This is a genomic window from Pedobacter sp. GR22-6 (genome assembly GCF_037402555.1).
Classification (GTDB): domain Bacteria; phylum Bacteroidota; class Bacteroidia; order Sphingobacteriales; family Sphingobacteriaceae; genus Pedobacter.
Map to the genome: position 1 here is coordinate 130,364 of NZ_JBBEUC010000006.1, position 21,578 is coordinate 151,941.

Annotated in this window: 25 protein-coding genes; 15 read left to right on the forward strand and 10 right to left on the reverse strand. The window is 44.5% G+C overall.

Going from position 1 to position 21,578, the window contains the following annotated elements:
• Positions 1-2 precede the first annotated feature (2 nt).
• From WAE59_RS22950 to WAE59_RS22960, 3 genes are read left to right on the forward strand one after another with little or no spacing between them, the layout of a single operon-like run.
• A complete protein-coding gene (locus tag WAE59_RS22950; protein ID WP_337858334.1) occupies positions 3-2,942 on the forward strand; it encodes a DNA polymerase III subunit alpha in 2,940 nt (979 codons plus the stop codon).
• A gap of 2 nt (positions 2,943-2,944) precedes the next feature.
• On the forward strand, positions 2,945-3,421 hold the full coding sequence (locus tag WAE59_RS22955) for a hypothetical protein (RefSeq protein WP_337858335.1): 477 nt from the start codon (positions 2,945-2,947) through the stop codon (positions 3,419-3,421).
• Positions 3,421-4,029: an alpha-ketoglutarate-dependent dioxygenase AlkB family protein gene (locus tag WAE59_RS22960; RefSeq protein WP_337858336.1), complete on the forward strand. Its 609-nt coding sequence runs from the start codon at positions 3,421-3,423 to the stop codon at positions 4,027-4,029. The genes WAE59_RS22955 and WAE59_RS22960 overlap by 1 nt, the downstream gene beginning before the upstream one ends.
• 1 nt (position 4,030) lies before the next feature.
• Here WAE59_RS22960 and WAE59_RS22965 read toward each other — a convergent pair whose 3' ends face one another.
• Positions 4,031-4,531, reverse strand: coding sequence for a hypothetical protein (locus tag WAE59_RS22965; protein ID WP_337858337.1), 501 nt, complete (start codon positions 4,529-4,531; stop codon positions 4,031-4,033).
• Between the two features lie 461 nt (positions 4,532-4,992).
• Here WAE59_RS22965 and WAE59_RS22970 point away from each other — a divergent pair, with 461 nt between their 5' ends.
• The 7 genes from WAE59_RS22970 (at position 4,993) to uvrA (ending at position 11,105) form a co-directional block, all read left to right on the forward strand.
• Positions 4,993-5,847 carry an NAD-dependent epimerase/dehydratase family protein gene (locus WAE59_RS22970; RefSeq protein ID WP_337858338.1) on the forward strand — a complete coding sequence of 285 codons (855 nt, stop codon included), beginning with the start codon at positions 4,993-4,995 and terminating at the stop codon, positions 5,845-5,847.
• A 34-nt stretch (positions 5,848-5,881) separates the two neighbouring features.
• On the forward strand, positions 5,882-6,388 hold the full coding sequence (locus tag WAE59_RS22975; protein ID WP_337858339.1) for a hypothetical protein: 507 nt from the start codon (positions 5,882-5,884) through the stop codon (positions 6,386-6,388).
• Complete coding sequence (locus tag WAE59_RS22980) at positions 6,389-6,670, forward strand: helix-turn-helix domain-containing protein (RefSeq protein WP_337858340.1); 282 nt, start codon at positions 6,389-6,391, stop codon at positions 6,668-6,670.
• Positions 6,671-6,853: 183 nt separating this feature from the next.
• On the forward strand, positions 6,854-7,192 hold the full coding sequence (locus tag WAE59_RS22985) for a hypothetical protein (RefSeq protein WP_337858341.1): 339 nt from the start codon (positions 6,854-6,856) through the stop codon (positions 7,190-7,192).
• Between the two features lie 3 nt (positions 7,193-7,195).
• Complete coding sequence (locus tag WAE59_RS22990; protein ID WP_337858342.1) at positions 7,196-7,699, forward strand: peptide-methionine (S)-S-oxide reductase; 504 nt, start codon at positions 7,196-7,198, stop codon at positions 7,697-7,699.
• 95 nt (positions 7,700-7,794) lie between these two features.
• Entirely contained in the window at positions 7,795-8,499 is a 705-nt protein-coding gene (locus tag WAE59_RS22995; RefSeq protein ID WP_337858343.1) for a RibD family protein, read from the forward strand.
• Positions 8,500-8,594: 95 nt separating this feature from the next.
• Positions 8,595-11,105, forward strand: a complete 2,511-nt coding sequence (gene uvrA, locus WAE59_RS23000) for an excinuclease ABC subunit UvrA (protein WP_337858344.1) — start codon at positions 8,595-8,597, stop codon at positions 11,103-11,105.
• Between the two features lie 409 nt (positions 11,106-11,514).
• On the opposite strand, the gene WAE59_RS23005 is transcribed toward uvrA, so the two are convergent.
• Positions 11,515-11,742, reverse strand: coding sequence for a hypothetical protein (locus WAE59_RS23005; RefSeq protein ID WP_337858345.1), 228 nt, complete (start codon positions 11,740-11,742; stop codon positions 11,515-11,517).
• Positions 11,743-11,882: 140 nt separating this feature from the next.
• Here WAE59_RS23005 and WAE59_RS23010 point away from each other — a divergent pair, with 140 nt between their 5' ends.
• A complete protein-coding gene (locus tag WAE59_RS23010) occupies positions 11,883-12,023 on the forward strand; it encodes a hypothetical protein (RefSeq protein ID WP_337858346.1) in 141 nt (46 codons plus the stop codon).
• 524 nt (positions 12,024-12,547) lie between these two features.
• Here WAE59_RS23010 and WAE59_RS23015 read toward each other — a convergent pair.
• The 7 genes from WAE59_RS23015 to WAE59_RS23045 all read right to left on the reverse strand — a co-directional run bounded on the left by WAE59_RS23015 (position 12,548) and on the right by WAE59_RS23045 (position 16,891).
• Entirely contained in the window at positions 12,548-13,012 is a 465-nt protein-coding gene (locus tag WAE59_RS23015) for a helix-turn-helix domain-containing protein (RefSeq protein WP_337858347.1), read from the reverse strand.
• A 31-nt stretch (positions 13,013-13,043) separates the two neighbouring features.
• Entirely contained in the window at positions 13,044-13,307 is a 264-nt protein-coding gene (locus WAE59_RS23020) for a sensor histidine kinase (RefSeq protein WP_337858348.1), read from the reverse strand.
• 18 nt (positions 13,308-13,325) lie between these two features.
• Positions 13,326-13,703: an SMI1/KNR4 family protein gene (locus WAE59_RS23025; protein WP_337858349.1), complete on the reverse strand. Its 378-nt coding sequence runs from the start codon at positions 13,701-13,703 to the stop codon at positions 13,326-13,328.
• 17 nt (positions 13,704-13,720) lie between these two features.
• On the reverse strand, positions 13,721-14,233 hold the full coding sequence (locus WAE59_RS23030) for a hypothetical protein (RefSeq protein WP_337858350.1): 513 nt from the start codon (positions 14,231-14,233) through the stop codon (positions 13,721-13,723).
• A 504-nt stretch (positions 14,234-14,737) separates the two neighbouring features.
• Entirely contained in the window at positions 14,738-15,487 is a 750-nt protein-coding gene (locus WAE59_RS23035) for a hypothetical protein (RefSeq protein WP_337858351.1), read from the reverse strand.
• 109 nt (positions 15,488-15,596) lie between these two features.
• The gene (locus WAE59_RS23040) at positions 15,597-16,124 is read right to left on the reverse strand and encodes a PRC-barrel domain-containing protein (protein WP_337858352.1); all 528 of its coding nucleotides are present in this window, start codon (positions 16,122-16,124) and stop codon (positions 15,597-15,599) included.
• Positions 16,125-16,192: 68 nt separating this feature from the next.
• Positions 16,193-16,891: a type 1 glutamine amidotransferase domain-containing protein gene (locus WAE59_RS23045; RefSeq protein ID WP_337858353.1), complete on the reverse strand. Its 699-nt coding sequence runs from the start codon at positions 16,889-16,891 to the stop codon at positions 16,193-16,195.
• A gap of 562 nt (positions 16,892-17,453) precedes the next feature.
• On the opposite strand from WAE59_RS23045, the gene WAE59_RS23050 reads away from it, so the two are divergent.
• On the forward strand, positions 17,454-17,723 hold the full coding sequence (locus WAE59_RS23050) for a hypothetical protein (RefSeq protein ID WP_337858354.1): 270 nt from the start codon (positions 17,454-17,456) through the stop codon (positions 17,721-17,723).
• 113 nt (positions 17,724-17,836) lie between these two features.
• Here WAE59_RS23050 and WAE59_RS23055 read toward each other — a convergent pair whose 3' ends face one another.
• Positions 17,837-18,187: a hypothetical protein gene (locus WAE59_RS23055; protein ID WP_337858355.1), complete on the reverse strand. Its 351-nt coding sequence runs from the start codon at positions 18,185-18,187 to the stop codon at positions 17,837-17,839.
• 276 nt (positions 18,188-18,463) lie between these two features.
• On the opposite strand from WAE59_RS23055, the gene WAE59_RS23060 reads away from it, so the two are divergent.
• From WAE59_RS23060 to WAE59_RS23070, 3 genes are all read left to right on the forward strand, one after another.
• Positions 18,464-18,784: a YtxH domain-containing protein gene (locus WAE59_RS23060; RefSeq protein WP_337858356.1), complete on the forward strand. Its 321-nt coding sequence runs from the start codon at positions 18,464-18,466 to the stop codon at positions 18,782-18,784.
• Positions 18,785-18,794: 10 nt separating this feature from the next.
• The gene (locus WAE59_RS23065) at positions 18,795-19,274 is read left to right on the forward strand and encodes a hypothetical protein (RefSeq protein ID WP_337858357.1); all 480 of its coding nucleotides are present in this window, start codon (positions 18,795-18,797) and stop codon (positions 19,272-19,274) included.
• 61 nt (positions 19,275-19,335) lie between these two features.
• Positions 19,336-21,522, forward strand: coding sequence for a catalase (locus WAE59_RS23070; RefSeq protein ID WP_337858358.1), 2,187 nt, complete (start codon positions 19,336-19,338; stop codon positions 21,520-21,522).
• Positions 21,523-21,578 lie beyond the last annotated feature (56 nt).

The following is a 21,578-nucleotide window of genomic DNA, read 5'->3' on the forward strand; positions in this document are numbered from 1 at the left end:
CGATGTATCTGAACGTCCATTCCCATTATAGCCTGCGTTATGGCACCATGTCGATCAAAACGCTGGTCGAGGAAGCTAAGGCGCGTGGAATTACGCAGATGGTGCTGACGGATATCAACAATTCGACTGGTGTGATGGAGTTCATGAGGGAATCTCGTAAGCAGGGCGTCAAGCCAATTGGCGGGATGGAATTCAGAAAGGATAAAAAACTGCTCTACATCGGTGTCGCTAAAAACAAGGAGGGGATGAAGGAGCTTAACGATTTTCTGACTCTTCATAACCTTTCGCAAAAAGAGCTGCCTGATGAACCTCCCGGATTCTTAAACGCCTGCATTATTTTTCCTTTCGGTCATACGGTCGCGTTAAAAGCAAATGAATATGTCGGAATCCGCTTCGATGAGCTGCATCAGTTGTACAATAAGGAAGTTGAGCATCCTTCAAAAATGCTTGCCCTGCAACCTGTTTTTGTATCCAGCAAGATCGGCTACCGCTTACATGAATACTTGAGGGGGATTGATCTAAATACGCTGATTACCATGGTGGAGAAGGAAGATAAATGTAAGGAAACGGATCTGTTCCTGAATCCTGGTGAACTGGAAAACAAGTTTGTGAAACATGCTTATATACTGGACAACACTCGCAGACTCATGGATCTTTGTGTTATGGATTACCCTGAAGGGAAACTCAAACTGAACCGTAAAAGTTTTACTGGTAACAAAAAGGATGACAAAGCTTTGCTGGAGAAACTGGCATTGGAGGGGCTGATCTATCGTTATGGAGCTAAAAATAGGGAAGCGATGAAGCGGTTGAAGAAAGAGCTGAAAGTGATCTTTGACCTGGATTTCTGTGCCTATTTCCTGATCACCAATGACATCATCCAGTATTCCATGCGCCGGGGTTATTACCATGTGGGCAGGGGGTCCGGAGCGAACAGTATTGTCGCTTACTGTCTAAGGATCACAGATGTTGACCCTATAGAGCTTGATCTTTACTTTGAAAGGTTTTTAAACGCAGAACGGACCAGTCCTCCTGATTTCGACCTGGATTACAGCTGGGATGAGCGGGAAGATGTGCAGGATTATATTTTCAAGCGTTATGGGCGCGAACATACTGCATTACTGGGCACCATGTCGACCTTTAAAGACCGCTCGGTGATTCGGGAGATCGGTAAGGTCATGGGATTGCCCAAATCTGAGATTGATGGCTTTACTGATCCCAGCCGTTCGGTATTGAACCGCGATAACGAGACTTTTAAAAAGATCATGATGATCCATCAGTTGATGAGTGATATGCCCAATCAGCGCAGTATCCACGCTGGTGGGGTGCTGATCTCTGAGGAACCGATCACTTATTACACCGCATTGGACCTGCCACCTAAAGGAATGCCGACTGTGCAATGGGACATGTACGAGGCAGAAGAGATCGGCTATGACAAGTATGATATCCTTTCCCAGCGCGGGATCGGGCACATTAAAGAAGCGGTAAAGCTCGTGGAAAAAAATCAACAGAAGCGCATCGATATCCACCAGGTAAAGGAATTCATGAAAGACCCGAACCTCAATGCACGACTTAAAACCGGCAATACCATAGGCTGCTTTTACATTGAATCACCTGCCATGCGGCAGTTGTTGACGAAGCTCAGTTGTGGGGATTACCTGACACTGGTGGCCGCTAGTTCAATCATTCGCCCCGGGGTAGCCCAATCGGGTATGATGAAAACCTATATCCAGAATTTTCATCAACCTCAGCAGGTAGTTTACCTGCACCCGGTGATGGAAGAACAGATGAAGGAGACCTTTGGAGTTATGGTGTACCAGGAGGATGTGATCAAAGTTTGCATTCATTACGGCGGGATGGATGGGACAGATGCCGACATCCTGAGAAGGGGAATGAGTGGCAAGTACCGTTCCCGTGTGGAGTTTGATCGCCTGGTAGAAAAGTTCCATGAAGGGGCTAAAGTGTTGGGCAGGCCGGAGGATGTGACTAAGGAGATCTGGCGGCAGGTCTCTAGTTTTGCGGGTTATAGTTTTTCCAAAGCTCATTCGGCTAGCTTCGCCGTGGAGAGTTACCAAAGCCTGTTTTTAAAGACCTACTATCCTAAAGAATTCATGGTTGGAGTGTTGAACAACTATGGCGGATTTTATACCCGATGGCTGTATGTGCATGAACTTAAAAGAGCTGGAGCAAAAGTTCATTTGCCCTGTGTAAACCGCAGTTCATCAGTTGTCTCCATTTTTGGTGAAGAGGCTTACCTGGGCTTTGTGGGTATCCAGGGCCTGGAAGGAAAGTTTATAGAAGCCATACCTGAGGAACGTAAACAAAACGGGGAATACCTGGATCTGGAAGATTTTGTGAAGCGCCTGGAGATCGGTCTGGAGCAGGTGATCATCCTGATCCGCTGCGGAGCATTGCGTTTTACGGGGAAAAGTAAGAAGACCTTGCTTTGGGAGGTGCATTCGCTGCTTGGACAGAAGAGTAAACCAAACAACCATGCTGAGCTTTTTCATGTAGAAGCTAAGAAATTTGTACTCCCGGAATTGGTCAATACCAAACTGGAAGACGCTTATCATGAACTGGAACTCCTGGGTTATCCCTTGAGCCTGTCAATGTTTGACCTGCTTAAAACGAATTACAGGGGTGATGTGGCGACTAAGGATTTATCATCCTGTATCGGCAGGGTAGTGCGTATGGTCGGATTGTATGTCTGTGAAAAAACGGTTCATGCGAAGAACAATAAGAAAATGTGGTTCGGTACTTTTCTGGATCACAACGGTGAATTCTTTGACACAACGCATTTCTCGAATACAACCCCGGTATATCCTTTCCGCGGTGCGGGATGCTACCTGATCCAGGGAAAAGTGGTCGAGGATTTCGGGTTCCCCAGTATAGAAGTACAGAAGTTTGCCAAGCTGGAAATACAGCCGAACCCAGTAATGGACTGATAATGATAAAGATTAAAATTGATATGATTGAACTGATCTATTTTTCTAGAGCCGGGGATTCGAAAAAAGCTTATCAGCTGATCCAGTCCCGACGTGGCGAACCCTGGCAGATCGTTGACGGGGATGAACTGATAGGTGAAATGCAGAAAATGCAGGGCCTCTGGAAGTTGCATAGTCATGCTGATATTCCTGAAGGGATGTGTAAAGATCTGGCGATGCTAATCGAATCGCAACACTTTAATCAGCTTCCTGAAGAAATCAAGACCCACTGGCCTGGAAAGGTGCTTGAAGTGATTGTTAAAAATGACGCAGAATACCTAATCATCTGTCAGCCGAAAACAGATCTCGAAAGGTTTGTAAAGGTATTTGCCGCCTATGTCCCGCATTTGCTGAAGGATGAATGGGCGATCTTGTTTAAAGTATACGATGCGGAAATGCGCGAAGATTTTGAGGTGACCATTCAAAGAGGGGGGGCTTGATGGAACAACTGAGCATGTTTAGAGAAGCAGGGCAAAGCCCTGGACTACCTGAAGAGTTACTGGAATACCATCCGGGGTTATTTGCTGAAAATGAAAGTAGTATCTTACTGAATCATTTTATTGCCAGTTCTCCCTGGAAGCAAAAGATCGTCAGGATGTACGATAAGGAAGTCGTTACACCAAGATTACCTGCATGGTATGCCGATGAGGAAACTTATGACTATACCTCGTTGCGTAGGTCAACACCGAATGTCTGGACTCCTGAGTTGCTCATGATCCGGAATAAGGTAGAGGCCATTGCTGGTATCCGGTTTAATTCGGTTTTGCTAAACTATTACCGGGATGGCAATGATTCGGTGGCCTGGCACAGTGACAATGAAAAGGCGTTGGGAACACATCCTGTTATTGCTTCTGTAAGTTTTGGACAGGTGCGGTGCTTTGACATACGGAACAAGTTGGATCATGGAGAGAAATATTCGATAAGACTAGAAAGCGGTGCTTTGATGATCATGAAAGGTGATTTGCAACAAAACTGGGAGCATCGGATAGCGAAATCAATTAGGCCAATGAAGGCCAGGGTCAACCTAACTTTTAGGAATGTGATTTGATTTATTTTCGGCTGGTTGACTTTGTTTTCATTGCTGAAGCTGATTTTTTCTCATTGCCCGAGGTCTTCACTGATTTTGGAGGCTTAACCTTCTTAGCTCGTTTTCCCTTTTCCATTCTCTTTTCAAGCAGAACCAAGCGATTTTGCCATTTAACCAGCAGCGGATCTGGGAACACAGGCAGACCTTCTTTATCCATAAGACCCAAACTTATCGCTAAGTCTTTCGATAAGCCTGCGGCAATCTCATTCCTTTCAATCCAACCTTTTTGTCGTTCCAGGTAATTCATTTTAAAATTAGAAATCGCTTGTTTAATGATTTCGACTTCTTTCCGGCTATCCTTTTGTCTGCGATAGATGATCATTAAGCGATCGTACGCTATGGAAGTGCTGGAGCTCGTTTTTAGCACTTTCAAATATAACTTCTCGGCCGCTTTCAAATCACCATCTTTTTCTTTTTGCCTGGCGTCATCAAGTTTATGATCTATTCTGTATCGATTTTTCAAACCTTTTTAATTAGATGAACAACTGGGCGGGATTATAGTTGTCGGAGATGTGGATTTCTCCGTCTGAATAATAAATTCATTCAATCGCCCTTTAAAATTTTCCATGAAAAATATCTTGTTAATGTTACTGGTAGCTTTGATTTTACATGTAATAATCTAATGATCAGATCTTCGTATAACTTATTCTTCGTTGAATCTGGCAATTCAATTCATATTTCTGGCGGGAATTATTGTACTCCTTTGCGTTACCTTAGGCCGATCTGAACCCTGTAACAAATAAAGATTGGACTCCACAGCAAAACGCGTCTTTGTTTTTTTGGAGAGATTTGCAGTAGGATTTAGGCTATAAAAAATGAACAATCAAAAAGTATTAGTCACTGGTGGTACCGGATTTGTCGGTATCCATACGGTCTTTACAATTATTAGCGCAAGGATATTTAGTAAACACAACCCTGCGTTCCATGTCTAAAAAAGACGTTGTCATCAATGCCTTAAAAGATGGCGGCATCTCTGATTTCAGCCTGCTGTCCCTTTACGAGGCGGAACTGACCAGCGACAAAGGCTGGGATCAAGCAGTTAGCGGCTGCGATTACGTGCTGCACATCGCTTCCCCATTTCCGGCTAGCAATCCTGAAAACGAGGATGAGCTGATCATACCTGCCCGCGATGGTGCGCTCCGGGTGCTAAAAGCCGCCAAAGAAGCGGGAGTTAAAAGGGTAGTGTTGACTTCGTCATTCGCAGCTGTCGGCTATAGTATCAATGTTCCAGGCCATGTCTTTAACGAAGAAGATTGGACAAATGTGAATGTACCGCTCCCTGCATACATTAAGTCAAAAACTGTTGCTGAGCAAGCCGCCTGGGATTTTGTGGCGGATGAGGGCGATGGTTTGGAACTTACCGTCATCAATCCTGTCGGCATTTTTGGGCCTGCAATTGGCGGAATCACATCTGCATCCTTAGACATCGCGATCACTGGCATCGTCAATGGGACTACCGCTCAGAGTGGCGAATTTACAATGGGCGTTGTCGATGTCCGCGATGTAGCAGATCTGCACATCAAGGCGATGACCAGCCCCGTGGCAGCAGGTGAAAGGTTTCTGGCCAACGCGGATGGGGTAATGAGTTTTTATGATGTTGCCGAACTGATCAGGGCCGAGCGTCCGACCATTTCATCAAACATTGCCCGGATGCAGCAGACTCCTGATCGGTTTTATAAAGAAATGTCGAACCAAAAGGCCAGAACAGCACTCCACTGGGCACCAAAGAGTAAAGAAGAAGCGATCTTAGCGAGTGTGGATAGTCTATATCCCCATTAGTTTTTATCTTTAACATTAATCAATATCAAATAAGGTGAAAGTAAATAATATTCAATCCTGTCATCTGGGCCCGGAGATATCACCTGAAATGGTGATCCAGGAACATTATTTTCTGTACCTGCTTAAAGGTTCCATGAAGGCCTATGACGGGACTAAAAATTACGAACTGTATCCGGGTGATTATTGCCTGGCCAGGAAGAATTATCTGGTGCGCTATACCAAGTTTAAAGATGAGGGCGCCTTTGAAAAAATCATCATCACCCTAGATGAACCTTTTTTAAGGAACTTTTTGGACAAGCACGCTTACGCTGTGCATACTTCAAAAAGTCAGGATGCCTATCTTACCATCCCGGAAAATAAGCTTTTAAGGAATTTTATTCAGTCGCTGGAACCCTATTATTCCGGGGATTTGCAGCTGGACGAAACTTTTGCCAATGTTAAAAGGGAGGAGCTGCTGCTGATTTTGCTGAAGACAGATCCTGGGCTGGCGGATGTATTTTTCAATTTCGGAATACCGCACAAAATAGACCTGGAAACGTAGATGAACCGGAATTTCCGCTTCAATGTTCCGCTGGAACGTTTTGCATATCTGACCGGAAGGAGCTTATCTTCTTTTAAGCGCGATTTCATGCAGACATTCGGTACTTCCCCGGGCCTTTGGCTAAAAAAGAAACGTCTGGATGAAGCCTATTTTCAGATCCATCAACAGCATCAAAGACCCAGCGATGTTTATCTTGAGGTCGGTTTTGAAGATTTGTCACATTTTTCATTTGCCTTCAAAAAGGAATTTGGAAAAAATCCTAGTGAGTTGAGAATGCCTTAAGTCAATTTCCAGAATTTGCTTGATTGCACAGCGGGTGCTTTCTAAGGCAGGTACATGGTCAGAAACACGGTCAGTTGATCTTGAGATTGATAACTGTGCCTGGCAAGTCGTTCCATTTATTGTTTTAAACTTTCCAGAACGATTGTAGCTGAGCGGTGTTTACTTAACATAAACCCTATAATTATGGATACTCAGGAAAATCAAAAAGACGATTCGCTGCTGGCCGGCCAGGAACCACATCAACAGGAAGAACTGGATCAGGCCACCGCTGCCAGCGCAGCATCTTTTACACTCGAACCGGAAAAGGGCATCAGCCCGGAGCCTAAGGGTCAGGGTGAGCACAGCAATATCAAACAGGCTGAGGCAGCCGATGGCGATGAGCCAGAGCCATCAGGAGCTGTAGGTTTTGACACGGTAAATGAGGCAAATCTGGATGCAGGCGAATATGACTTGACAGATGATGACCTGCAGGCTTTAAGTGGGCCTGATGGGAACGCAGATGAGGAAGAAAGCACCCTGTAAAAAATGGAAAAGATTGCATTTGGCGGAAGTTGTCACTGGTGCACCGAAGCCATTTTTCTTTCACTGAAGGGAGTGACTACAGTTGAGCAGGGATGGATCGCCTCATCAGCAGATCCGTCCCGCTTCAGCGAAGCGGTGCTGGTGGAATTTGATCCGCAGCTCATCCCAATGAAAATCCTGATTGCGGTCCATTTGCACACGCACAGCAGCACCTCCGATCACAGCATGCGTGATAAATACCGTTCCGCAGTCTATACGATGGACAGGGAACAGCAGGCACAGGCGGCTTGGATGGTACAGGACGCACAGCAGGACTTTGAGGCTCCGCTGATCACAGAAGTACTGGCGTTCGGCTCTTTCAAACTGAACACTCCTGAATACCTGAACTATTATTTCGCCGACCCCGATAAGCCTTTTTGCCGTAACATCGTCAATCCAAAACTACAGCAGCTCTTGAAGGACTTTTCAGCAGTGGTCAACCTGGATAAGCTTGCCCATCTCCGATAAGCGTTCGGCGAAGGTAACTCATTGCGTTTGGCCTCGGCGAAGATGTTGAAAAATGGTCACGTTATTGATAGCTTGAAAAAAACTCAAATAAAAAAATGAAAAATGAACGTCCATATGTAATCTGCCTGATGATGACTTCGGTAGACGGGAAAATACTTTCAGAGAAATGGGGAAACAGCCCCAGGGTTAAACACCTGGCGCAGAAGTTTGAGCAGATCCATACAGAGATCGGCAACAAGGCCTGGATCGTCGGCCGCACAACCATGGAGAAAGATTTTACGCAGTACGCTAAGCCTATCCTCAAAAAAGGCCATCAGGAAATCGAACGAAAGGATTTCGTAGCAGGGCAAGGCGCGGAATCCTTTGCCATTGCCATAGATGGCTCAGGGAAACTGGGATGGCAAAATGCGGAGATGCAGGGAGATCATGTGATCACAGTATTGACTGAAACAGTTCCGGACGCCTATCTGGCGCATTTGCAGGATATCGGTGTTTCTTATATTTTCGCCGGGCAGGAACAAGTAGACCTTAAGACTGCTTTGTATAAATTGCGGGCGCTGTATGGTATCGGGAAACTCATGCTCGAAGGCGGTGCCCGGCTCAATGGCAGCTTCCTGAATGAGGGGTTGATCGATGAACTGCATCAACTGATCCTGCCGATTGCGGACGGGACTATTGAAACATCGACCTTGTTTGAGATTGAGCCGTCGGCTAAAAAAGGAGGAGCCACTTTATTAAAGCTGGAGCGTGTAAAACAGATTGAAGATGAAGTGCTCTGGTTAACTTACAAGATCAAATGATGAATTGGAACCCTGGGCAATAAAGTCTGAACGCCAGGCAGTAGAATTTTTGATCAATATCAGTTTCGAGCAAGTACAAAAAAAAGAAGGGTAGCATGAAAAACGAAGGTTTTGTAAAAGTAAGCGGCGCAAGGGAAAACAACCTGAAAAATGTAAGCCTTGAAATCCCCAGAGATGCCTTCGTGGTTTTCACAGGAGTATCCGGCTCAGGTAAATCTTCATTGGCTTTCGGTACCTTGTATGCCGAGGCCCAACGCAGGTACCTGGAATCGGTATCTCCGTACGCAAGACGGCTGTTCAACCAGATGGCCATTCCGGAGGTTGACGAGATCGAGGGGCTTCCTCCTGCCATCGCATTACAGCAGCAGCGGGGTGCATCCAATTCCAGGTCCTCGGTGGGCAGTGTAACGACATTGTCCAATTTGCTGCGCATGCTGTATTCCAGGGCCGGAAACTATCCCAAGGATCAGGAGATCATTTATGCCGAGGGATTTTCCGCCAATACCCCTGAAGGTGCCTGCCCGCAATGTCATGGAATAGGTCGTGTTTACGAGGTCACTGAACAATCTATGGTTCCCGATGACTCATTGACCATCCGGGAAAGGGCGATTGCCGCCTGGCCTACAGCCTGGCAGGGACAAAATCTCCGTGACATTTTGATCACCCTGGGATATGACGTTGATATACCCTGGAAGAAACTTCCTAAGAAGGACCGGGACTGGATTTTATTCACAGATGAACAACCGGTAGTTCCGGTATATCCCCGTTATACCGCCGAGCAGGTAAAAAGAGCCATCGCCGGAAAAGTACAGCCTGATTATATGGGCACTTTCACCGGCGCTAAAAAATATGTGATGCAAACTTTTGCCGGAAGCCAAAGTCAGCTCATGAAAAAGCGGGTGAGCCAGTTTATGCTCAGTGCGCTCTGCCCGCTATGTCAAGGTAAAAAGCTGCGCAAAGAATCTTTAAGTGTGACATTTGATGGAAAAGACATTAGCGAGTTGCATGCCTTGTCCCTGGATGAACTCTACGAGATATTTAAGGGATATTCCCGGGCTGATGAGGCGACACTACCCACGCATCCGGAAAAAAACATGGTCACCCAGCGGATTGCAGCGGACCTGGTGTCGCGGCTGGAAACTATACTGGATCTGGGCCTGGGTTATCTGAGCCTGGACAGAAGTACGCCCAGCCTTTCCCCCGGTGAGCTCCAGCGTCTTCGGCTGGCCACGCAGATCCGCTCGAATTTATTCGGGGTGGTTTATGTGCTGGATGAACCTTCTGCAGGATTGCACCCGGCCGATACACAGGCTTTATTGAGCGCACTGGATAAATTGAAGGCCGCAGGCAATTCGGTATTTGTAGTGGAACATGAGCTGGATGTGATCCGGCACGCCGACTGGATCGTGGATGTAGGGCCTGGGGCGGGAGAAGATGGCGGGCAGATCCTCTACAGCGGCAGGCCTGAGGGGCTTCGGCAAATCAAAGATTCAAAAACCAGAGCGTATATTTTCAATAAGAAAAATACCATAAATGCAAACCCGCGTGAGCCCCAGGCATGGTTGAAACTGGAAGCGCTGAGCCGGAATAACCTTCAGCACCTGGATGTAGCATTTCCGCTTGGGGTGCTGACCAGTGTGACCGGGATTTCCGGTTCCGGTAAGAGCACCCTGGTGAGCCAGGCACTGGTATCATTGGTTTCGGCGGCATTAGGACAAAAGTCGAAGGATGAACCCGAAGACAACAGCCCTGATTTGTTGCAGGAAGAAAACCTGCAGTTGACCGGAAAGATCACATCGGATATCAGTCACATCAAACGATTAGTCCAGGTGGATCAAAAGCCGATAGGCAGGACACCGCGGTCTAATCTGGCCACCTACACCGGACTATTTGATCCCATAAGGAAACTTTTTGCCACCACACCACAGGCTCGGAAAAGGAAATATGATGCAGGACGCTTCAGTTTCAACATTGCAAAAGGTCGATGCGCACATTGTCAGGGTGAAGGCTTTGTTATGGTTGAACTGTTATTCCTTCCCAGCGTGTACAGTCCCTGCCCGGTCTGTAAGGGGACACGCTACAATGAGGAAACCCTGGAAATCACGTTCAATGGAAAAAACATCGCTGAAGTACTCCGAATGACTGTGGATCAGGCCTGGGAATTTTTCAGGGAAGAGGTTTCGCTTGCACGCGGGCTGGATATTGTCAGGCAGGTTGGCCTTGGCTATTTAAAACTCGGTCAGCCTGCAACCGAACTTTCCGGCGGTGAGGCGCAGCGGATCAAACTGGCCACTGAATTGCAGCGCAGCCAGCAGGGCAGGACACTTTACGTGATGGACGAGCCTACAACCGGACTGCACCCGGCAGACGTAGAGAAACTTATGGTTCAACTCAATTATCTTGTAGAACAGGGCAATACCGTGATCCTGGTTGAGCATGACCTCTCTGTCATTGCTGCAAGCGACTGGATCATGGAGATTGGTCCTGGTGCAGGGCTGAAAGGCGGTAAAGTGGTATGCAGCGCCAGCCCCGGGGACTTCCTTAAATTCCGTGACAGCCGGACAGCTCCATTCCTTGCGGAATATTTAAATCCAGGCTCCCGATAGAACGAACGGTTATTGTTTAAGATTCAGGTGCTTGAACAGCTATTTGCTGATCTGTTTTGCATTCTCGCCAAGCTGGACCAGGCTGCAGTGTTTCAGCTCTAAAGGGTAAGGAACTCCATTTTCCCCTTTTTTCAAATTGACCGTCATGACCGAATCGGGCGATACTTCCTTACTGCCTTGCAGACTGTCGAACAGCCCGCCGCAAAGCGGGCATCCTGGCCAATATCAAAACAGCCATGGGTTTCAATGCCCTTACAGGTTTTCATTTTCAGGGAGATTCAAATGCAGTTTCTATATGTGGCCCATAAAAAGGGCCGCTGCTAGGCGGCTCCGTTTAAAAACTCTTGAAATAACCTGATCTCGATCTGGCGTGTTACCATCTCGACGATCATTAAATTGAGGATATGCTTTACTTTTTGAGGGCTTTTTTCTTTTCCTCGGGATGATCTTTGAAATATTCCCTTGCCTTTTTTAGCCCTGTGGCGATGGCGATGCCTTCGTCTCCGCTTTCTGCCAGTACGCCGTTGGCAATCTCTGTTCCTTTTTTACGAAGGTATTTGGGCTGGTTTTTATATGATGGTGGGTATTCTCCTTTAGGCCATGGCATAATTCCTCCTTTTTTAAATAAAACAAGCATGATGCTCAGGTGTTTTTCCCTTTTTATAATCGATTAAATGAGGGGTTTTACTGGACGCGGCATTCTCGGGCGGGGGCTTCCATTTCGTTGTCTTTGTTAAATTCTATGTTTTCCAGGCTGTTCAAATTGTGGTTACCAGGATGATTCGACTGGATTTGCTCGGCGAGCAGGTGGAGGATTTCCAGGTCGATGTTCGCTGGGTTTTTACACACCTGCTGGATGAGTTGGAGTTGACGCTGGTGCTCCGGGGTAATGTTTATGGTATAGGGTATCGCAATTGAAGATCGAAATACACCGGACCCCGACTCATACACAGAACAAAAGTGATGCGCCTTACTCGCGAAATTCTAAAATAAAGTTCCCAAAAGTTTAAGAGCTGCGGAACAGCAGCAGCGAGACCGATAATGAATTCCGGTAGATTAGAGATCGATGTTGCTATCGCACAACTCACTATTATAACTTAGAGTTTAGACGCGCAGAGACATCTTTTTCAGAGCATTTTTTGTCATGAATTTGTCAAGAAGAAATTTATTTCCAATCAATGTTGATCATCAAAAGTTCCTTCAAAAAATTGTAAGAAATGTCAAAAAATTGCTTGAGATTTGTACCTCGGTTAGCTAACTACTAGTATCATATCAACGTTTAAATTCTCTATCGGTAAATAAGCCCCCCTAATCCCGCAATTAACCTGCTCGAAAGAACAGATCAGTTCAGCCTTAATAGTGTTCGAAGGCTAGAGAATTTAGGGCACAATTACCTCAGCATTTGAAGGCCAACTACTCAATTACATTTAGTATAATGGCAGTCAAGTGGAGGTCAGGTAATAGTAGAACATGGCTTTAACGATTTGGCTCATATTGCGCTTTCCTGTCACCCAGTCCGAGATACTTTCCCGGTCTATGCCCGTCTCGAACGCGATTTGTTTGATTCGGATTCCTTTTTCATTCATTTTCTGATCCAGCCAGGCGGGGGATACCAAACTGGCCGGCGATGGCCTAGAGGTTACGGGAAGGATAATGAGTTCCGACTGTGGCAGAAATTTGCTGAACAGCTCTTGTGTTCTCTTGATCAGGGTAGTTTCCGTAGCGTAATTACCAGATCTGTTTTCCTCCTGTCTGCATTCGATCTCCGTGACGTTTTCATCTGAATACTTAATGGTGAATGCAATATTAGATTCTCTCAAGTGTCTGGACGCAGCTTTTTCTAGTTTGCTGATCTGCTCTTGTGAAATTTGCGGGACTAATTTATCTATAGATATAATGGTGCTCATTTTTCAGTTTTGAGAATAACAGCAGAGGCAGTTATTTGGTTTTGGGCAGCGAGACAATAAAGGTTGTCCCTTGGCCGACGGTGCTTTCGCATTTGATGGAGCCATGATGCCAATCCAATATTCTTTTTACAATGGACAGCCCAATTCCTGTACTTAACTCTGCTCTCAATCCTGGTCTGCTGGCCGCGCTATATTCTTTAAAGAGTTCTGGCATTAAACTTTCTGAAATGACTACTCCGTGAATAACCTCCAGCTTATCGCTGCCTTCAGGCTTAAAGGTATAAGAAGAATGCATTGATCATATTGCTGCTATTTATCGCAAGTGAACATCATGTGCCGATGGGGGAATTTCCGGGAAATCCCAGGCTTCGGAGTGGCTTTCGATTACGCTGATCAATTGGGATATACTGGAAAATACCGGCGTTAAGTCAATTTCATCATGACTAAGATAGCAAATTTTTCCAAAGTCGGTCTGATGGAAGCTGACACACAGGTAATTGGAGTTGCCATCACTCATGATGGGGATGAGGTGCTGAAAATCTTCAGGGTATTGCTGAAAGAAATTCAACATGCTGCTCAAATCCTGGTCATCTATGACCTGGAAACCGTCTCTCGATTTAAAATTTACCAGGGCCCGAAGGTCTTTTTCCGGAAATCCATACTGCTTAAGCTGTGCTGTAATTTCTTTCATGTGCTTAGAATATTGGGTTACCAGATCAGGATTTTTCCCGAATCTAAATTGATGGCCTCATACCCTTCATTTTTGGGCATTTTTCCTTCCCATCCACAGGGGATATGTCCTTCGCTAAAAATTTGGATAATTTTATCGAAATGCAGGGGTATTTCCTGGCTGAGGTTGGTATAGTAATATTGCTCTATGTAGTTGGAGATCAGTATGGCTTTTACAAATGGCAGTGCCTGAGGTAGCAGATGATGATCCGCTGCAGCGGTCTTAATGATCGGATCAATTTGAGCGTACCATCCCTGCGCCGCTTTAGCCAAGTCGTTCCAGCCTTTAGCCTCTGCCGGATGGAAGCTTTTGATGTAATATGACAGCCTGTTTTTAGCGTATAATATAAAATTTGCCCATTTGTTTGAATTCAGGTTCTTAATTAATTGAGCCTCATTTTCTATATATTTTATGGCTATGCCCGGGCTTATTTCTTTTGAAAAATTACCCGTATTGGCAAACCAGCTGATCTTTTCTAAATCTATGTTCATGTATCGATATAACAGTAATTACAATCACAAAGTTTTTTTAGTTCAGCGCGAAGCTTGATGCTGCGAATGAATTGAGTTGAGGCTTATCGAACAGGGTTTTTTTCAGGGCTATCGGGAGTAAAATCTTGATATTATTGTGGAGCTTCTTTTTTGCAACAACCCATATATAAGATTTAGCATATGGTTGACTTCATTGATGATCTTTTCAGTAGAGTTGCTGAACTTTCGATCAAAAAAAGAGCTTAGAAAATATCATTTGCCGAAATCAATTGATCAAGCTTCAAAATATCGAGCGTTAATGGTGGTTACAACAGGAATATGGTCGACGAATCGGAAAAGAACGTAGACTATATCTTACAGCTATTAGTATTTTTGAAAGAAGGATTAACTGATTACAGATAAAACTCACTTCCTTATCGAAAAAATGGGCGATCTTCGACAGGTTTGTTCCAGAGATATTCATTTAGCCTGCGAAAATTGCCAGAAAAATATTGACGAGAATTATCAAATTTTTAAGCTTCCAACATTTTCCTTTTGGGAGGGGTCTAATGTAATACTAGCAATCTCAAGATCGATTATCCTTTTATCGCAAATAATAATGTTTAAATTAAGCCTTGCAAAGCATTGTAAATTAATGTGAAAGTTTTGATCGGTAAAAACTCTTATTTCTAATTCATACTCTCTGGGTAAGCAGACCTTGTAAATATTTTTAGATAGCTCATATATTAGCCTATCTCCATGTGAATCGTGAAGATGGTAGTATGAAATCATTTGATAATCTATAACGGTTTGGTCTGTAATTTCTTTGAACCAATTGAGTGCTTTAATTCTGTTTATACCGATTAAGTAACGCCAAGAAGTATACTTGAAAAAATTGTGATCGAGATTGTCTGGAATCCATTGATCGTCAATAAACTCAATTTTTGGCCAGCTGTATTCAAGGAATTCTTCTACCGTTCCATATACATTAACTTTCAGATCAGATGAAAGAAATGTCTTGGTAAATCCATTAGTTCGATTGCTGAAAATCTTGGGATCAAATAAATTCTGGGCAATTATTGTTAAGTATGGAGTTCTTTTAAGCTTTTTTTTGATAAGCGGCCGAGCTAATTTAGCTACGTCAAACGACTGAATCGATGGTAGCAAATGTATGTATGATCCCGTAAATTCAACGAATTTTTGGAAATTCTTATTTATCGTATTTTCTTTAGCTAAAGATTTGTTGTAGGTGAAAATATCCGTAAAAATATCCATTGGAAATACAAGTTATTTCTCTGCGTTCCGCAGAATGATATAAATTATTTATTTGAAACTTCAATGGGTGCTCAATAAGCACATGTAAACATTTCATATCATTCAGGCATCAATTGCTTTCACCTCCTGAGCCGGTGATGCGCCTGTTAAAACGTGCATCATCAAAATGCCCGTGGGTATAGAAACCCTCCGGGTGTTCTTCGTAGACTACAGCGTCGGCATCTGGTAAAGAAGAGGCTCCAAGGAATGCATAACGAACGGCAAGCTCTTCGGCTGGCGAGATGATCTTACCGGAAGTATACAGGGGAAGGGAATATAGAAAAGCGGCAGAAACTTCTGGTATAATTACCTCGTCGTCATCTTCATCCAGCTCAACTATCCCGATTGGAATGAGTACCAGACGATCGTCGATTGCATCTGGTGCTTCAATCTCTTCATCCAGATCCAGGCTAGCCACGATGTATCGAACTTTCCTTGCATTGCTGTCGAAAATCAGGTCCTCTACTTCACCGATTTCATTGCCCAGGTTGTCTACAATTTCCCAGCCGATAATATCCGGCTGATGATCTGCAATTTCAAAATCACTACCACTCAGTTCCTCAAGGTAGGTAGTTCTGTTATTTTCGTACGTTTTCATGATGTCTTGTCTTCTGGATGGTCAAATTAGTTCAATACACAGCTGCTTTTTGTCTGAAGATAAACGGATTATCTGGCTTGTAAGCTTTCCTCTAATAATTCTATCAGCGCCTTAGCTGTTGGTCCGGCAGATAATGGGTTTTGCCCGGTGATGAGCAAACCGTCTGTTTCTACATGAGCAAGGAAAGGCAATAATGCAGTTTTCAGCTCCACGCCAAGTTCTTCCAGTTTGCTCTGGAGCAGGTAAGGCACATTGCCGCTTCGTCCGACCATGCTTTCTTCTGTATTACTGAACGCCGATAGGATCTTGCCTTTTAAAAAGCCTGGCCGTTGTTTTTCTGCGCTGATGAGTGCTGCAGGGCCATGACAAACGGCTGCAACCGGTTTACCCGCATCCAGGAAATCATGAATGAGGATTCCACTGTTGTTATCTTTAGCCAGATCCCAGATCGGGCCATGTCCGCCGGGATAAAATACGGCATCGTAATCGGAGTGATTGATCTGGTTCAGGGGGCTGGTATGTGAAAAGGCTGATTTGGCCAATTCATCATCCTGGAACCTGCGGTTGGAAGCGCTGATGTTTTCAGTCAGTTCACTCATGGGATCAACGGGCGGCCTGCCGCCCTTAGGACTGCTTAGGGTTACGGTATAACCAGCGTCAATAAATTCGTAATAAGGATCGGTAAACTCTCCCAGCCAGACACCTGTTTTACTATCTGTGTTTTCCATTTCGCTGTGCGAAGTGAGTACCATTAATATCTTTTTCATAAGTATTGTTTCAGTATTTACTTCAATTCCAATTGACAACAAAGCAGAAGTGTATTGGTTCAGAAAAGTTGAAATGAACAGTCTACCTGTAGGCTAGTAAGGCAGCTATGGATACAGCCAGTCCAATGTATAAAATAATTTTGATCGTTGACTTGGCGTACGAAAAAGGGGAGTAGAAGTCAATCAGAAGGCTGATGACTCCGAAAGGATAGGAAATGTATAATGCTATATAATAGAGCCATGCCCAGGATGTGAGCGCAAACCATATGGCAAAAATGACTCCAAAGATATTTAGCACTTTATACATAGTAACACAAATTCTTAACTACTAATCCAACTATCCTGGAAAAATAAACGGGGATGAATCTGGCGACCCACCCCCGTTCAAAATTAACGCTCTCGGGACAAAGATATCATGATGGTTGCAGTTCTGAAAACTTATTTGAAAATATTATGCAGGCATAGTGTGTTGTAACACCTAAAGCTATCTTCAAATACGGAAGATCACTGTCTTTCTGATTTGGTGTGATCTTTGATGCCAGATCAATAAATCTATATACCTATGAAAAAATTATTCTTATTTAACGCCATGTTGCTCATTGCGACCAGCGTTTTCGCTACAAGTGCCGTTTCCGGCTTAATTTCTAAACCTTCGAGTGTAGAAAAATCCAATCTTCGTTGTACCGCTGAGTATACATTAACTGTGGTTGATGGAGATGGTAATGTATTGGCAAACTATATGGCTGTTGCAAGTGGTAGTACATGTGCGTCTGCAATGCATGCTGCTAAGGGGATGGCTTATGTAGATGCTTATACTTTATTACATAGTTAGTTTTATGCACCACAACGTTGGTCAATATGCTAATCAATATGAGGAAGAATCTTGCGATAAGCAGGATTCTTTTATTTTTATAAGGTTTCCGGTATTGACTGGATGAATAATCCTTAAACGAGGTTTTGCAATTCTGCTTCGGTCATCCTCCGACTGGGGAGCTGTCCGAGTAGGGCCATGTGGATTTCATCCTGGCTATTCGGATTAATCACACGTGAACAATAGCCTGTACCATCCGAATGACAAAAACTGATAATTACCCGCTCACTTGGGTGTTCAATTTCCGGCAGTTGCAGTAATGTATCGTAGATATTGTCGTACAATGGTTTGATCTCTTCGGATTTCGGTATAATGAAGAGCAATTCATCTTTTCCCTTATCAAAGTTAGCGCGTAGAACCCAATCGGTCTTCAGGTAACAATGTTCCAGGTTTTTTTTGAGTTGCGTTTTGTAAGCGTGTGTCATGGTTGGTTTGGTCTTCGTTGCTAAGATATTATTTTCTCGCATTTTAGGAGCTATGCTTGACGTTTTTTTTGGCATGGTTCCTGCTACAATCATTGTATCTACCTTGAAAAACATAAAGGGAAGTTTCTACACAGAAGCTTCCTTTTATTTTTTGTACTGAATTCTTCAGTTATATCGACAAGCATCACTTTCTTTTTTATAATTCGTAAGCCTTAAAACAAGCCTGCTGCAAACATTCTTTAAGGCAAGGTGTTAGCATTAAAAAAAGGAACGAATATGAAAACACGTCAATTGATCAAATCATTTTTGAATACCAATCAATCGTCCAGGACGAACGGTTTAGTCGCGCTCGCAGGTGGATTGGCTGCTGGCGTCTTTATTGGCGTACTGTTTGGAACTAAATGGGGCAAGAAAGTAAGAAACGACTTCTCAGATGGTCTTTGCGCTTTATTTGAAGCAAGGGGCACAGCGGAAAATTCAAACGATGTGCCGCAGCATACGGCTCAAAAAATCGGCAAAAAGCCAAAATCAGACATCAAATCGCTGATCCATCAGGCACATGCAGGAGCGGCACACACAGAGCAGGATATCATTTAAGTATCCGGATATGAACAAATTATCGAAAACAGTGATATCAGGCACTGGAGGTACCACATTTATGACCGCTTCCAGTGTCCTCATGTCACTTTTGGGCCAGGACTTCAGGGAGCCTGAGCACCTGGGCACCATGGTTGGCCGTTTAGCTCCTTTGCTCTCCAAAAGGGCCAAGGTAATTGCAGGTTGGGGTGCACACTATGCCATGGGGATGATTTTCGCAGCGGTATATGTAGAGTTATGGGAAAGCGGGAAGATCGAACACAGTCTTAAAAACGCGCTTATTCTGGGAGCGCTAAGTGGCGTAGTCGGATTTCTGATCTGGAAAGCGACTTTCAAAGTTCATCCCTTGCCACCCGCTATGAATTACACGAACTTTTACCTGCAGCGTATTCCTGCACATATTGTGTTTGCCATATTTGCAACCCTTAGTTATCGTCTGATTAAAGATAGGGAAGATAATTCAAAACAGGACAAGCCTTCGTTGTACTGAAAACAAAACACCGGAGAGTCTGTTATCAGAGACACTCACACACCTAAAAATCACACCTGTTATGACAAAGAAAAATACTCCTCCTAAGGAAGGCACCGAGGCTGCGATAGATAAGAAATTGGTCCAGCAGCCAGAAAATTTAAAGACAGAAAAATTAATGCCACATACCGCCGAAGCAAGTGGTGAACCAATGACGACTAACCATGGCGTCAAAATCAACGACGACCAGAATTCGCTGAAAGCCGGGGAACGAGGCGCTACATTGCTGGAAGATTTTATACTACGGGAAAAGATCACCCACTTCGATCACGAAAGGATTCCAGAGCGGATTGTACATGCCAGGGGTTCCGGTGCGCATGGTGTATTCAAATTGTATGAAAGCCAGGACAAATTCACGAAAGCACATTTTTTGAATGAAACTCAAACTGAGACGCCCGTGTTTGTACGTTTTTCTACCGTTGCGGGATCCAGGGGTTCTTCCGATCTTGCAAGGGATGTCAGAGGATTTGCTGTCAAATTCTATACCCAGGAAGGAAATTTTGACCTGGTAGGGAACAATATGCCCGTGTTCTTTATACAAGATGCTATGAAGTTTCCGGATTTGATCCATGCCGTGAAGCCTGAACCTGATAATGAAATTCCACAGGCTGCCTCTGCTCATGACACATTTTGGGACTTCATTTCGCTCATGCCGGAATCTGCGCATATGATCATGTGGGCTATGAGTGACCGGGCCATTCCAAGAAGCTTAAGGATGATGGAGGGTTTTGGCGTACATACTTTCCGGCTCATCAATGAACAGGGAGAATCATTTTTTGTGAAGTTTCACTGGAAGCCGTTATTGGGTGTACACTCGGTAGCCTGGGACGAAGCGCAGAACATTTCCGGAAAAGACCCTGACTTTCACAGAAGGGATCTATGGGATGCAATTGAGTCTGGTGCTTTTCCGGAATGGGAGCTGGGTTTGCAGATTGTACCGGAATCAGACGAATTTAAATTTGAATTTGACCTGCTTGATCCAACTAAACTCATCCCGGAAGAACTGGTGCCTGTTCAGAGAATTGGTAAAATGACGCTCAACCGTAATCCCGATAACTTCTTCGCGGAAACTGAACAAGTTGCGTTCCATGTGGGCCATATCGTTCCGGGAATTGATTTTACCAACGATCCGCTAATGCAGGGAAGACTATTTTCCTATACGGATACTCAACTGATACGCCTCGGCGGACCAAATTTTCATGAAATACCGATCAATAGGCCTGTAGTAGGCGTACACAATAATCAAAGGGATGGATTCATGCGTCAGACCATCAGTAAAGGTAAAACGAGTTACAGTCCTAATTCTTTAGGAAATAACGATCCGGCGCAGGTTAAAGCGGCTGATGGTGGATTTACCAGTTACGCAGAGCGAATTGATGCGAAGAAAATAAGGGCCAGAAGTGATAGTTTTTTTGATCATTTTAGCCAGGCTACCTTATTTTTCAATAGTCAGTCGGAACCCGAAAAGAACCACATTATCGATGCGCTGACCTTTGAACTGGGTAAGGTGAAAACTGTAGCAATACGTGAGCGAATGCTCGGTGTACTGTCGCAAATCGACAGTACATTGGCTACTAAAGTTGCCTTTGGATTGGGTATCCAGTTGCCGGCCAAGCCAGATTTTCCTGTCAATGGAAGTATTCCTGCAGATGGTGACCCAGAGGATTTCAAATCCAGGAAACCGGAAAGCAAAATTAAATCATCGGCAGCATTGAGTATGGCCCACACCACAAAGGATACCATTAAGAGCCGCAAGATTGCTATACTCGCAGCAGACGGTGTCAATGGCAATTCCCTGAACGTATTAAAAGCAGCTTTAGAAAAAGCAGGAGCCATCACAGAGATCATTGCACCAAGACTTGGAAGTATCAGCACTGCAAGCAAAGACACACTAGTGGTCGACCAGAGTTTTCTCACTGCTGCCTCTGTGCTTTTTGACGCCGTATATATCCCTGGAGGAAAAGCAAGTGTGGCAAGTCTGGAAAATGAAGCGAACGCTATTCATTTCATTAACGAGGCCTATAAACATTGTAAAGCCATTGCACTTGATGCCGACGCGCTGGCAATCTTAAATGCCACATATGCACAACAGGAAGATCCGGGTGTATTAGTAGAAGTCAAGGCTGATTCGCTTAGCAAGAAGTTCATCTCAGCGATTGCCCAACATAGGTTTTGGGAAAGAGAGAAACCTAGAAAGATACCTGCTTAAACAAAAAAAAGCGCCTGTATTACAGGCGCTTTTTTTTGTTTAAGCTTTTTAATTTG